General features: G+C 36.3%; 10 protein-coding genes and 1 pseudogene. 7 read left to right on the forward strand and 4 right to left on the reverse strand.

The window, feature by feature from the left end:
• Window positions 1-84 precede the first annotated feature (84 nt).
• The 4 genes from FAF07_RS09335 to FAF07_RS09350 all read left to right on the forward strand — a co-directional run bounded on the left by FAF07_RS09335 (window position 85) and on the right by FAF07_RS09350 (window position 2,412).
• Window positions 85-672: a MarC family protein gene (locus FAF07_RS09335; protein ID WP_142784855.1), complete on the forward strand. Its 588-nt coding sequence runs from the start codon at window positions 85-87 to the stop codon at window positions 670-672.
• Between the two features lie 9 nt (window positions 673-681).
• Window positions 682-885 carry a hypothetical protein gene (locus tag FAF07_RS09340; protein WP_142784856.1) on the forward strand — a complete coding sequence of 68 codons (204 nt, stop codon included), beginning with the start codon at window positions 682-684 and terminating at the stop codon, window positions 883-885.
• Window positions 885-1,490 carry an FAD-dependent oxidoreductase gene (locus tag FAF07_RS09345; protein WP_142784857.1) on the forward strand — a complete coding sequence of 202 codons (606 nt, stop codon included), beginning with the start codon at window positions 885-887 and terminating at the stop codon, window positions 1,488-1,490. Before FAF07_RS09340 ends, FAF07_RS09345 begins: the two co-directional genes overlap by 1 nt.
• Before the next feature lie 85 nt (window positions 1,491-1,575).
• On the forward strand, window positions 1,576-2,412 hold the full coding sequence (locus FAF07_RS09350; RefSeq protein ID WP_142784858.1) for an IS5 family transposase: 837 nt from the start codon (window positions 1,576-1,578) through the stop codon (window positions 2,410-2,412).
• A 104-nt stretch (window positions 2,413-2,516) separates the two neighbouring features.
• Here FAF07_RS09350 and FAF07_RS09355 read toward each other — a convergent pair.
• Window positions 2,517-2,711: pseudogene (locus FAF07_RS09355) on the reverse strand (transposase); the annotation flags it as partial.
• A gap of 57 nt (window positions 2,712-2,768) precedes the next feature.
• Here FAF07_RS09355 and FAF07_RS09360 point away from each other — a divergent pair.
• From FAF07_RS09360 to FAF07_RS09370, 3 genes are all read left to right on the forward strand, one after another.
• Window positions 2,769-4,352: an IS1634 family transposase gene (locus FAF07_RS09360; RefSeq protein ID WP_142784860.1), complete on the forward strand. Its 1,584-nt coding sequence runs from the start codon at window positions 2,769-2,771 to the stop codon at window positions 4,350-4,352.
• 241 nt (window positions 4,353-4,593) lie between these two features.
• Complete coding sequence (locus FAF07_RS09365) at window positions 4,594-7,398, forward strand: TonB-dependent receptor (RefSeq protein WP_142784861.1); 2,805 nt, start codon at window positions 4,594-4,596, stop codon at window positions 7,396-7,398.
• Window positions 7,399-7,606: 208 nt separating this feature from the next.
• Window positions 7,607-8,227 carry a short chain dehydrogenase gene (locus FAF07_RS09370; protein WP_142784862.1) on the forward strand — a complete coding sequence of 207 codons (621 nt, stop codon included), beginning with the start codon at window positions 7,607-7,609 and terminating at the stop codon, window positions 8,225-8,227.
• A gap of 72 nt (window positions 8,228-8,299) precedes the next feature.
• Here the strand turns inward: FAF07_RS09370 and FAF07_RS09375 are convergent, their stop codons facing one another.
• The 3 genes from FAF07_RS09375 to FAF07_RS09385 are packed head-to-tail and all read right to left on the reverse strand — an operon-like array spanning window position 8,300 to window position 13,388.
• On the reverse strand, window positions 8,300-11,794 hold the full coding sequence (locus tag FAF07_RS09375) for an efflux RND transporter permease subunit (RefSeq protein WP_142784863.1): 3,495 nt from the start codon (window positions 11,792-11,794) through the stop codon (window positions 8,300-8,302).
• A gap of 13 nt (window positions 11,795-11,807) precedes the next feature.
• The gene (locus FAF07_RS09380; RefSeq protein WP_142784864.1) at window positions 11,808-12,185 is read right to left on the reverse strand and encodes a four helix bundle protein; all 378 of its coding nucleotides are present in this window, start codon (window positions 12,183-12,185) and stop codon (window positions 11,808-11,810) included.
• A 33-nt stretch (window positions 12,186-12,218) separates the two neighbouring features.
• A complete protein-coding gene (locus FAF07_RS09385; RefSeq protein WP_142784865.1) occupies window positions 12,219-13,388 on the reverse strand; it encodes an efflux RND transporter periplasmic adaptor subunit in 1,170 nt (389 codons plus the stop codon).
• Between the last annotated feature and the right edge of the window lie 2 nt (window positions 13,389-13,390).

The following is a 13,390-nucleotide window of genomic DNA, read 5'->3' on the forward strand; positions in this document are numbered from 1 at the left end:
AAAAATAGACAAACTTTAGGGTTCTATAATGACGATAATATCTGATAATCATCTACTTTTGCCGAAAATTTAAACAACAAACGTATGCAATTGAATCTCAAGGAAATATTTACCGCTTTCATGGTACTATTCGCGGTTATTGATATTGTAGGTAACATTCCTATTATTATCGATTTAAGAAAAAAAGTGGGACATATTCAAAGTGGAAAAGCCTCAGTAATTGCAGGCGCTATTTTAATAGTTTTCTTGTTTTTAGGAAAGAGTATATTAAATCTTATTGGTATAGACGTGAATTCTTTTGCCGTGGCAGGTTCTTTTATATTGTTTTTTATTGCTTTAGAAATGATTTTAGGGATCACCTTATATAAGCAGGAAGAAAGCACAGCTATGACAGCCTCTGTGTTTCCTTTAGCATTTCCTCTTATAGCAGGTCCTGGTAGTTTAACGACCTTACTTTCGCTAAGAGCGGAATTTAGAACCGAAAACATTATAGTCGCCGTTATTTTGAATGTTGTTATTATTTTTATAGTTTTAAAAACATCGGGCAAAATTGAACGCTTTCTAGGAGCGAATGGTATTAACATTATTAGAAAAGTGTTTGGTGTGGTGCTACTTGCCATTGCTGTTAAGTTATTTGCGCATAACATTAAAGCCTTATTTGAAATTATTTAAATTTGTTTTATGAAAATTTTAACCACCTTATTAAGCCTTGTTGCCATTGGATTAATCATTTTCAATTTGACCCAAATTGATTATAACGCACCGTTTGAAGGCGCTAGTATTGTCGCCCTTATCACCATACTCGCGTCATTGTGTGTCGTCGTGATGATGCTTATTTTGAGAACATCCAAACGTATCGAGCAAAAAGTAAAAGAGCAGCGCTAATGTATGATGCCTTAATTATAGGCGGTGGTGCCGCAGGCTTATCGTGCGCTTTGGTATTGGGTTCTGCTAAGCATAAACCTTTTGCCGCCACGAAGCGTATTGGCATCATCACGCATCAAAAAACATCCCATTTACAAAATGCATTATTTAATAATGTGCTTGGGTTAGATCCTGGAACTACGGGTGTTTCTATTTTAGAGAGCGGCAAAAAGCAATTGTCCGACTTATACCCTCACGTTGCTCAAATAGAAAAAGAAAAGGTTTTAGAAATTTCCAAAGCCAATTTTGACTTTAATATTAGAACGAACAAAAGCAGTTATCAATCTAAAATTGTAGTGATTGCGGTTGGCTACACCAATTTAATAACTATTAGCGGATTAGAAGAGTATATTGAAGACCACCCAAGAGCAGCCATTGAAAAAAAACGGATTTGGTTGAAAAACACCGATCACCTCATTGAACCCAATCTTTATGTGGCTGGCACTTTAGCAGGATGGCGCAGTCAGTTTGCTATGGCTTCTGGGAGTGGTACGCATGTAGCAACTGATATTCTAACGCTGTGGAATAGTGGGAAGGATGTTAAGGTGCATGATAAGTTTATATAGAAGTGATTTAAACTTTTTAAAGCCATCAAAAAAGGGTTGCCGATATTTGCGTTACCATACGTAAAATATCAAAAAGCAACCCATTATGTACACAGTACTTGACAAAGATACGATAGAAATGGAAATTATTCCACACATACCATTGCCAAAACGGGGATTTCCCCCAACAGTCCCTTTGGTTGAGATTGTCAATGCCATTCTCTACAAACTCAAGACAGGCGTGCAATGGCACCAATTGCCCACGCAGGTATTTTTTAAGAAAAAGCCATTATGTTGGGAATCCGTCTATTACCATTACCGAAAATGGAGCGTCAACGGAGTTTGGAAGACCTGTTGGATAGGCATACTGGACAAGCACAGATCAGAGCTGGACCTTTCCAGTGTGGATCTGGACGGAAGCCATACGCCGGCGATTAGAGGAGGGGAACAAGCGGAATATCAAGGAAGAAAGAAGCGAAAAACCACTAATGCGCTCTATTTGAGCGATAGGCAAGGGTTGCCCATTGCAATGTCCGAGCCTTTAGCGGGCAACCATAATGACCTTTACGATATTGAGGTGCAATTTGAAGTGGTTACCGGAACACTGGAACAGGCCGGTATTTCCGTAGAAGGCCTGTTTCTCAATGCCGATGCGGGATTCGATTCAAAAGATTTTAGAAAATCCTGTGATGCCAAAGAAATCAATGCCAATATATGTTTTAACAAGCGTAACGGAAATGCAGATAGGGACGAATATTTTGACCAAGACCTATACGGCCAAAGGTATGCCATAGAACGGACAAATGCTTGGATGGACAGCTTTCGATCACTGCTCAATAGGTTTGATACGACGGTAGCTAGCTGGTTGGGATTTAACTATTTGTCATTCATTGTCATAGCTCTAAAAAAATTTAAAAAGAAAAAAATAGAAAAGTTTAAATGACTTCATAATGATTTTTTGAACATAAAGAACAGGCAAAAAAAACTTACCAAGAGCTACTTGCATATATTTAGGGTTTCCTCAGAAACTCAGAATTGAAAATTATTCAATTCTGCAAATTTAACCAAGTTGGTTATGAATATGATGTTGGCTATCCATGAGAATGAAGTATCACTTAGTTTTGCTTTGATATCATTAAGTCCATAGCCTTGCTTGGCTTGTCCGAACTTACCCTCTATATGGTTCCGCTCATTGAATTCATCGCGCCTTTTTTTCTTTTGGTAGGCTGTGAGCTCTGCTTTTTTCCCCTGTTTTGTGACCATCCAAATTAATAAGTTGTAACTATCTAACAATGAGTTATGTTACAATTTTCAAATGATTGTTATGGGTGCCTCGCCCGTTCAAATGTGTATATTTATGACATGTTTGTACGTCAGAAAAAGAATAAAAGTGGCTCGTTTAGTATTCAGATTCTTAAAAAAGAGGGGAGAAGAAATAAGATATTGCAAACTGTTGGAGTCGGACGGACATCCCAAGAGGTAGATTTGCTTAAACGGATTGCTAATTTTGAGATAGACAAGCTAAGCCAACAACCTTCATTATTCATTGAATCGGAAGATCTTACAATTGATGCATTTGTTTCCTCTTTATACAATGAAAATATCCAGTTGATAGGACCGGATTTGGTTTTCGGTTCGTTGTTCAACACTGTGGGCTATGAAAGTTCTCTTAGGGATACAGAGTATCTAAAAGCACTTGTCATCAGCCGCCTTGTCATGCCCGGTAGCAAGTTGCGTACTGTAGAGTACCTGCATCGACATGCAAAGGTTGATGTGGGAGTGCATGCAATTTATAGGTACATGGACAAGCTTACTGAACCTGTCATCAATATAATACAGGGCATCACATTTAACTACACCAAGAAAATATTGAACAATCAGATCGGTCTAGTATTCTACGACATGACCACATTGTACTTTGAAACAGACAAAGAAGATCAGTTAAGAAAGATAGGGTATTCCAAAGACGGTAAACACCAGCACCCTCAAATCATGATTGGTCTTTTGGTGAGTACGAACGGTTACCCGATTGCTTATCAAGTTTTTGAAGGTAATACAGCTGAGACTAAAACACTGGTACCTGCCATTGAACAGATATGTAAACGCTACGCGATAGCAAAACCCATAGTCGTTGCAGATGCTGCCTTACTTTCAAAAAAGAACATTGAGAAACTTGAAGAAGAAGGTTTTCGATATATTTTAGGCGGTCGGGTAAAAAGTGAAAAAGAAGATATCAGAAACTTGATATTAGAAGCGAACATCCCAGAAACCAAGCCTCACGATTTTATAACAAGTAAAGGACGCTTAGTAGTCTCATTCAGCACCAAACGGCAGCGAAAAGATGAGTTTAATAGGAAACGAGGTCTAACAAAACTGAAGAAGAAGGTAGCCACGGGAAAGCTAACAAAGGAAAGTATCAATAACCGGGGCTACAATAAGTATCTCAAACTAGAAGGGGACACAAAGGTTGAAATTGATTATGATAGATATAAAGCGGATAGTAAATGGGATGGGCTGAAAGGATACAACACCAACACGGACTTAGACCCTAAAGAAGTAATAAAGGCTTATGCTAATTTATGGACTGTGGAAAAAGCATTTAGAATATCGAAATCAGACCTACGGGCAAGACCAATATATCACAGAAAAAATGGTCGTATAAAGGCCCACATATGCATATGCTTCATGGCTTACACACTATACAAGGAACTTGAAAGAAGACTATGTCTAAATAAAACAGGCATCTCTATCGAAAAAGCAATTTTAGAAATCAACGATATACAACAATTAACCTATGCACTTCCACGGTCAAAGGAAGTCAAATCTAAACTGCTACAACTATCTGAAAGCAAAACTAAGATTCTTGAAATTATGAAATTTTGATCTTGGGTGCCTCAAGTCACAAAACAGGGGGATTCTGTACAAATGGGTACCAATGGCACATTCTTCTATTCAAATATTACTTATAAATTTTAGAAATATAACACATTGATTGTCAGTTATTTAAAATAAATTTCATCAATAAGTTAAAAAATAGTTAAACTTCAGCGAGTATATAATAAGGTTTGTGTGCTTATACCCTATATAAGTACCTAATACTTTATTAATAACTAACAACTCATTTATGAAAAACACAATTCTTTTATTTTTATTAATTTTTAGTGTCTCATTTACTTTTGCACAACAAAATGTAACAGGAAAGATTACCGACCAAAATGGTATAGGTATTCCTGGTGTAAATGTTATAGAAAAAGGCACAACTAATGGCACAACGACTGATTTTGATGGAAATTACACCATTACAGCAGACAGCAATGGCACTTTGGTATATAGTTATGTAGGCTATACTACCAAAGAAGAATCTGTAAACGGAAGAGCCCAAATTAATGTGACTTTATCTGACGGTGAGGCGCTAGATGAAGTTATTTTAGTAGGATCACGTACTGCTCCAAGAAGTAATGTAGATTCCCCACTTCCAGTTGATGTTGTTGGTGTTAAGGAATTAACATCTACAGGTCAAATTTCTTTCGACAAAGCTTTACAGTATAGAATACCATCATTTAACACGGTACAAACACCAGTAAATGATGCAACATCTTTATTAGATCCTTATGAAATTAGAAATATGGGACCGAGTAGAACTTTAATCCTTATTAATGGAAAACGTAAAAACTTAAGTGCTTTATTGTACACACAAACCTCTCCAGGTCGTGGTGAAACAGGTGCTGATATTTCTGCCATTCCAACGGATGCTATCAAGCGTGTAGAGATACTTCGTGATGGTGCTTCTGCACAATATGGCTCTGATGCCATTGCTGGGGTTATGAATATTGTTCTTAAAGACAATGCAAACCTTGGTTCAGCAACTCTTAGAACAGGTATGACTTCTGAAGGCGATGGTGAAATGTTTGGTTTAAGTGTGAACAATGGTTCTGTTATTGGAGATGATAATGGATTTATTAACTATACCATAGACTTTTCAAAAGTAAATCTAGCAAACAGACCAGGTACGGTTGATGCTGCTGGTGAAGCTGGAGATTTTGATGCTAATATAGCTGATGTTCAAGAATTCTTATCACGTAATCCGGATGCTAATAATATTAATGGTTCACCAGAAACAGCTTCTTCTAAGTTCTTAATAAATGGAGGATACGATTTAAGTGATAATACAGAAATGTACTTTAATGCGGCTTATGTTTATAAAAAAGTAAACAGTTTTGCGAACTATAGAACACCTTATTGGAGAACAGTAGATGCTTTTCCTTATTTAGCAGATTTCTTTCCTGGAGACAACCCTAATACCGCAGGCGGATATGATGGTTATGTGCCAACATTTGAAGGTTTATTAAACGATTATAACGGTACTGTTGGTATTAAAACAAAAATTAACGACTGGAATGTTGATTTAAGTTATACTACAGGTGGAAATACACAAACATATACGGTAAGTCAATCGCATAACAGAAATGAAGTGTTTTCCCCTTCTACCTGGATAGATTCTAATAATAACGGAACTGTAGATGATGGAGAAATTTCAGAAGGATCTCCATTATACCAAGCTAACAGTCAGCAATCATTCGATCCAGGAGGAACTAAATTTACTCACAATGTAGGTAACATTGATATCTCAAGAATACTTTCTGATAAAGTAAGTATTGGTTTTGGTGCTGAGTTCAGAAACGAAACCTTTGAAGTTATTGAAGGTGAATTAGCTTCTTATGACGGAGGTGGTGCCGATTCTTTTGCAGGTAACAGTCCAGAAAATTCAGGAAAATTTAACCGTTACAATATTGGTGGTTACTTTTCTTTAGATTTTGATGTAAGTGATGCTTTTTTAGTGAGCGGAACCATCAGAACTGAAAACTATTCAGATTTTGGTAACACGTTTGTATATAAATTAAGTTCTCGTTTAAAATTAAATGATAAACTGACTGCTAGAGCGTCTGTTTCTACAGGATTTAGAGCACCAACGTTACATCAAATCTATACTCAAAAAGCGCAATATAGCTTTGTACCTGGCCAGGGTATTCAAGTGGGTGGTTTAATTAATAATGTGTCTACGCAAGCTAAACTTTTAGGTATTCCAGAATTGGATGCTGAAACGTCTAATAACTTTACTATTGGTTTAGGGGGAAAATTAACGAATACTTTAAGTTTCACAGTAGATTACTATAACATATCGGTAAAAGACCGTATTGTTTTAGGATCTGAAATTGGAGGAACTGAATTTGATGACGATGGTAACAATATAGGTACAACAGCTCTTGATGATATTTTAAGAGATAACAACTTAAGTGATGTGAGTTTCTTTTCTAATGCTATAGATACCAGAACTTCTGGTCTTGATGTGGTAATTAGCCAGAAAAATATCACGATTGGAAGCGGAGAATTGGATTTAAATTTATCTGGTAACTATACCATTCAAAACGAAAGAGATGGAGCTGTAAAAGACATTCCTTTAGTTGCGGATTCTGGACAATCTGTTGTTAATGCGACGCAAGAAGCTTTATTCTTTACGTCTAGACCTGAAACAAAATGGATTTTAGGTGCTAATTACGATATTGGTAAATTCGGTTTCAATTTAAACAACACCTACTTTGGAAAAACGACTTTCAAACAACAAGGCATGAGTACTGATTTAAGAACAGAATTCACGCCTAAAATTGTAACCGATTTAGGTATTAACTTTAATGCTACAGAGAAATTGACATTATCATTAAACGTCAATAACTTATTAAATGTATTACCAGAATGGAGTTTTAAAGCTGAGAATGGCGCAGGATCTGCTCTATTGGCAGACGCTGCTCAAGTTAAAAATCAATCTAACCTAATAACGTTTAACCAACGTTATTCGCAAATGACTTATGACGGTTATCATTTTAGCCAATTAGGGACAATGTTTAACCTGTCGTTAAACTACAGGTTCTAATTTGAACGGTTTATTTTGAATTATATAAAAGCTGCTCTGTTTTAAACAGGGTAGCTTTTATCATTTAAATAGGTTGTAATAATTCGGTTATTATTAAATTGCTAGAAATTAAACGCATATGAAACATCCATAACTAAAACTTGATACCCAAGTGAAATGATTAAATGGATGTCACATGTGACCAATAAAAAACAATAAACATAAACACATGAAATTATTGATTATTGGAGGTAACGGTACTATTGGAGGTAACGGTACTATTGGAAATAAGGTCACGTCTCATTTTGCGAAAAACAATGAGGTTCTTGTTGCTGGAAGAACTGCTGGAGACGTTCAAGTAGATATAACTGACAGCAACTCTATAAAAGCCATGTTTGAAAAAACAGTTCCGGTAGATGCTGTTGTTTGTATTGCAGGAGAAGCCAAATGGGCACCGTTTAATGACCTTACAGAAGACGATTATTACATAGGGTTAAAAAGCAAACTCATGGGGCAAGTCAATCTCGTTCGAATTGGACAACATTATTTGAACCCAAACGGGTCTATAACCTTATCAACAGGAATATTAGCAGACGACCCAGTTGTTAAAACCACTAGTGCGGCCATGGTTAATGGAGGAATACATAGTTTTGTGCAAGCGGCAGCACTTGAAATTCCTTCTGGTATGAGATTGAATGTGGTGTCTTTAGGAATGGTGGAAGATGCTTATGAAAACTATAAGGATTATTTTCCGGGTCATAACCCTGTTCCAATGAAAAAGGTTGTCAATGCATATGTTAGGAGTGTGGAAGGAAAAACAAATGGCAGTATCATTAGGTATTATGAGTAAATGGCTAAAAAATATAATAAAGAAGCCTCAACATCTGTTGAGGCTTCTTTCACTACTAACCAAACTAACCTACTATGATGCTTCATTAAGAAGCACTTCCTTTTCACGCGATTTACCTATAAAACGCATTTTGAGTTTCGTAATTAAATAAAATAATATGGGGACGACAATAAGCGTTAAAAAAGTTGCGATGAGCAGACCGTAAATCACAGTCCACGCTAATGGACCCCAAAAGATCACATTATCACCACCCATATAAATATTAGCATCAAATTCGCTAAATAATGTAAAGAAATTAATATTTAAACCTGTTGCTAGAGGGATTAACCCTAAAATTGTCGTGATAGCTGTTAAAAGTACAGGGCGTAAACGGGCTTTTCCGCCTTTAATAATGGCTTCCAATAAATCGTTGTCTTCTAAATACTCATCATCATCCAAATTGCGTTCCACCTTTTTTCTGTCTATTAATAACTGCGTGTAATCCAGCAAAACCACACCATTGTTTACTACAATTCCTGCTAAGGATATAATGCCCATCATGGTCATCATAATAACGAAGGAACTGCCCGTAATCACAATACCACCAAACACACCAATTAAACTTAAAAAGATAGCTATCATGATAATGGCGGGTTTAGATACCGAGTTAAATTGGAAGATTAATATAAAAAATATTAAACCCAAACCTGTAAAAAATGCACCCATCAAGAATGTCATTTGTTTGGCTTGCTCTTCAATCTGTCCCGTATAATCAATACTCACGGCTTCTGGTTTATCAGAAAAACCCTGCATTTCGTTTTGTATTTGGGAAACAATAGCTCCTGCATCGGTAAATCCTGGTGCTAATGCTGAATATAAAAGTACGACACGTTTGGTGTCCTGGTGCTTGATGGCACTAAAACCGGATGAATTGTTTTGTTTCACAACGGTAGATACGGGCACTTCTTTTATTTGACCTGAAGCCATATCCCTAAAGGTTATTCTCTGATTGAAAATGGCACTAGTATTATATCTGTTTGCTTCATTAAAACGCACATAAATATCATAGTCTTCACCATCTTCTTTATAAACCCCAGCTTTAGCCCCAAAAATGGCATTCCGTAATTGCTGTCCTACCTGTCCTGAAGTTACGCCCAATTCACCAGCTTTTTTTCTGTCCACTTCAACTTGCATGGATGGTTTTGATTTGTTAACGTCAACCTTCAATTCATCAATCCCTTGAATATTTTTCGAATTGATGAAATCCTTCATTTTTTCGGCAGTTGCAATCAATTCAGAATAGTCTTCACCTTCCAATTCAATATTGATGGGGTATCCTGCAGGTGGGCCAACAGCATCCTTTTCTACAGAAATAGCAACACCCGGATAAATATCTTTTAAATCTTCCTGAACCTTTTTAAGCAATACATTACTATCGGCACCATCCCTAAACTTATATTCGCGCATAGTAGCCGTTATTTTGGCACGATGTGGCATTTCTGCAGCAGAACCGCCATCAGTTTGAGGATTGCCTGCGCCTTCACCAACTTGAGATACGGCACTTTCGGTTAAAAAGTTAAAATCACCATTTTTATAAGCATCGTCATTTATAATTTTATAAACACGCTTTTCAATAGCTTCTGTAATGGCATTGGTTTTTTTAATGTCTGTGCCTTCTGGATATTCTATATAAACGATGATCTGATTGGGTGTATTGTCTGGAAAGAACTCGACTTTAGTACGTTGACTTCCAACAGAAGCGCCAAAACCGATAAATGCTACAATAAGTAATATAAAAGTACCAACTGTTATGAAGATTGGTTTCCTTTTGTTCAAAGCACTCCTCAGCGATTTTTCATAGGCGTTTTCCCATTTTGGCAAAACATTATTTTGAAATCCGTTGGACCATTTTCTTAGAAACAGTCTATATATCCAAAGGAGAAAAACGGTAACTATCATTAATGAGCCCAAGCCTCTGTAGCTACCTCCAAAAACAAGAATAAGCAAACCAATACCGCCCATGATTACGGAAATTTTAATGATTTGTTTTAGTGGCATGTTCTTATCTTCCGTAGTCATAAATTGGGATACCAATACCGAGTTGAAAAAGATAGCCACAAATAATGAGGAACCTAAAACAACGGATAGTGTGATTGGAAAATAGATCATGAATTGTCCCATAACACCTGGCCATAAGCCTAGCGGAATAAATGCCGCTACAGTTGTTGCTGTAGAAATGATGATAGGAAATGCAATTTCACCAATTCCTTTTTTTGCAGCTTGTACGCGTGTCATGCCTTCATCTTCCATTAAACGGTACACATTCTCAACGACAACGATACCGTTATCTACTAACATACCAAGCCCCATAATGAGTCCGAAAAGAATCATGGTATTCATGGTATAGCCCAAGAGATTCAAAATCATGAGTGACATGAACATAGACATGGGAATGGCAAAACCTACAAATAACGCATTCTTAAATCCTAAGAAAAACATCAATACCGTGACCACGAGAATGATTCCAAATATGATGTTGTTTACCAAATCGTCCACTTGACCAATGGTTTTTGAAGATTGATCATTAGCAATGCTTACTTTTAAATCTGGAGGGAATGTATTCGCAATAGCATCATCTACAATTACTTGAATCTGTTCTGCCGCTGCTACCATGTTTTTACCAGCACGCTTTTTAACGTCTAGCATCACAACAGGCTCCCCAAATTCTCTAGCATACGTTGTTCTGTCTTCATCTTTAAAAGACACTTTAGCAATATCACGAAGGTAAATGGCGTTATTGTTTTCCGATTTCACTACAAAATCTTCAAGATCCTTTGGGTCTTCAATTTCACCAATAACACGAATAGTTCGTCGTTGACCACTAGAAATTAAATTACCAGCGGACATGGTCATGTTTTCTCTGCTAATGGTATTGATAACATCATCAAAACTAACCTGGGCGGCCATCATTTTGTAGATGTCTACCGCCACTTCAACTTCTTTTTCCTGAGCACCACGAATATCAACTTGCTTGATTTCTTGCAGGCTTTCAATTTTATCTTCAAGATATTCACCGTATTCTTTCAACTTATCAACGGGGTAATCTCCAGAGATATTAATGTTCAAGATCGGGATCTCTTCAGACATACTTAAGTCGAAAATATTTGGCTCTACTTTTGCGCCATTAAAGGTTGGCCAATCTTCACCAGAGGTTTCAGAATCTACTTCATCTTTAACTTTCTGCTTTGCAGCTTCTACTGAAATATTTTCGTCAAATTCAACCACAACAATAGAATAGTCTTCTTGCGATGTTGAGGTAATTTCAACCACATTACTAACGGTTTTTAGCTTGTCTTCAATGGGGTCTGTGATAAGCTTTTCAATATCTTCTGCTGTGTTTCCTGGATAAACAGAACTAATATAAATTTTAGTTTCTTTTATTTCCGGAAAGCTTTCACGAGGCATACTAAAATAGGCGCTTGCGCCGAGAAATAGGATAAGTGTGATGAGCACATACATGGTGGTTTTGTTATTAATAGCCCATGATGATAATACAAACTCCTTATCTACCTTTTTTTTATCAGTCATTAGTTATTAGTCTTTAGTTGTTAGTGTTATTAGACTTCAAATATTTTTGAAGACTTGATGTCATTTTAGACAACTCTTCAAGTAATAATCGGTTATTATAATCATCTTCATCACTTAAGTAATTTAATCTTTTGGCAATAGTTGAACAAACGACACATTCTTTTATAGAGCCATTGGAAATATTTAAAAACCTGTTGAACTGAGCGTTGCTATCTCCAGAACCTTCCGCAATATTTAGTGCAATAGAAATTGATGCTCTTCTAAACTGGGAACTTAAAGCGTAATCTTCATTTTTAGGGAAATTTTCTGTCGCCTTATATGTAATGTCAACAAAATCTAGTGCTTTTTGATAAACTTTTAAATCTTCGAAGTTGAATTTAATCTCTTTCATAATTGTAAATTGTTACGAACTAATGTCTAAAAACTATTGACTAATTAAGATCTTAATGGTTTGACCCTCTTTTACACTACGGGCACCTTCATTAATAATTTCGTTACCGTTATCTAATCCAGAAACAACTTCTATATAATCGCCTTTTGTTTTCCCTGTTTCTATAATGACACGTTTTGCTTTGGCGATGTCACCATCTTTATCTGTAATGGTGTAAACATATTGTTCGCCTTCAGCATTTTCAGAAATGATGCTCTGTGGAATTAATATGGCTTTATCATTGGTGTAATCGTTTATTTTTAATTTCGCTGTCAAGTTTGGTTTGATAGTCTCATTCTTATTATCGACATCTACTTGTATTTTAAAAGTTCTGTTTGCAGGGTTAATAAAACTTCCAGCTTGGCGTACTTTGGCATCGACTTCTTTTCCTAAAACAGGAAACTCAACTTTAACATCTTTACCCTCGGTAATTTCAGAAATATAGAGTTCTGGCACGTCCGTTTCTATATACATATCCTGAAGATTTACCAATCTGAAAAGTTGCGATTGCCCCGGAACAACTACGGTACCTTGATCTGCAATAATAGCATCAACAGTTCCAGAAAACGGTGCTCTTACAACTGTTTTTGATACTTGCTGTTGTAATTGATTAATAGCTTGTTGCTGTGCTTCATAGTTGGCTTTGGCTTGTAAATATTGAATCTCACTCCCAATTTTCTGATTCCAAAGACGCTTTTGTCTTTCATAGGTTGTTTTTGCTAATGCAGTCTGTATGTTTAATTGTGCTACTTGTTGGCTTAATCCGCCATCATCAATTTTTGCTAGAATTTGACCCTTGTTTACTTTTTGCCCTTCCTTCACATAAATTCGTGTCAACAACCCTGAAAACTCAGGAGAAATAACAATATTCTGTTTGGTACTAACACTTCCTTGAAGTTCTACAAAATGCGTAAATACGTCTTCCTTGGCTGTAAAGGTTGTGATTAATGGGATACGCTCTTGAGGATCTAAGCTTTTAATTTTGGCTTCTAAAAGTTTTAACTCTGCGGCGAGTGCTTGCTCTTTAGCGTCTAGTTCTATTTTTTTGGTTCTTATCTTTTCTAAGTCGTTAGTTTCAATAATATCTTCAACAGATTTATTTTTGTCGCCACTACATGAGCTTAAGATTAGGGATGCTATTACTAGGGTAATTATATTTTTCATTA

Source organism: Changchengzhania lutea, from assembly GCF_006974145.1.
GTDB classification, from domain to species: domain Bacteria; phylum Bacteroidota; class Bacteroidia; order Flavobacteriales; family Flavobacteriaceae; genus Changchengzhania; species Changchengzhania lutea.

What these genes read in the sequence shown, in the direction of transcription:
- FAF07_RS09335 (WP_142784855.1), top strand. Translation starts at nt 85, where the DNA reads ATGCAATTGAATCTCAAGGAAATATTTACCGCTTTCATGGTACTATTC.
- FAF07_RS09340 (WP_142784856.1), top strand. Translation starts at nt 682, where the DNA reads ATGAAAATTTTAACCACCTTATTAAGCCTTGTTGCCATTGGATTAATC.
- FAF07_RS09345 (WP_142784857.1), top strand. Translation starts at nt 885, where the DNA reads ATGTATGATGCCTTAATTATAGGCGGTGGTGCCGCAGGCTTATCGTGC.
- FAF07_RS09350 (WP_142784858.1), top strand. Translation starts at nt 1,576, where the DNA reads ATGTACACAGTACTTGACAAAGATACGATAGAAATGGAAATTATTCCA.
- FAF07_RS09360 (WP_142784860.1), top strand. Translation starts at nt 2,769, where the DNA reads ATGTTACAATTTTCAAATGATTGTTATGGGTGCCTCGCCCGTTCAAAT.
- FAF07_RS09365 (WP_142784861.1), top strand. Translation starts at nt 4,594, where the DNA reads ATGAAAAACACAATTCTTTTATTTTTATTAATTTTTAGTGTCTCATTT.
- FAF07_RS09370 (WP_142784862.1), top strand. Translation starts at nt 7,607, where the DNA reads ATGAAATTATTGATTATTGGAGGTAACGGTACTATTGGAGGTAACGGT.
- FAF07_RS09375 (WP_142784863.1), bottom strand. Translation starts at nt 11,794, where the DNA reads ATGACTGATAAAAAAAAGGTAGATAAGGAGTTTGTATTATCATCATGG.
- FAF07_RS09380 (WP_142784864.1), bottom strand. Translation starts at nt 12,185, where the DNA reads ATGAAAGAGATTAAATTCAACTTCGAAGATTTAAAAGTTTATCAAAAA.
- FAF07_RS09385 (WP_142784865.1), bottom strand. Translation starts at nt 13,388, where the DNA reads ATGAAAAATATAATTACCCTAGTAATAGCATCCCTAATCTTAAGCTCA.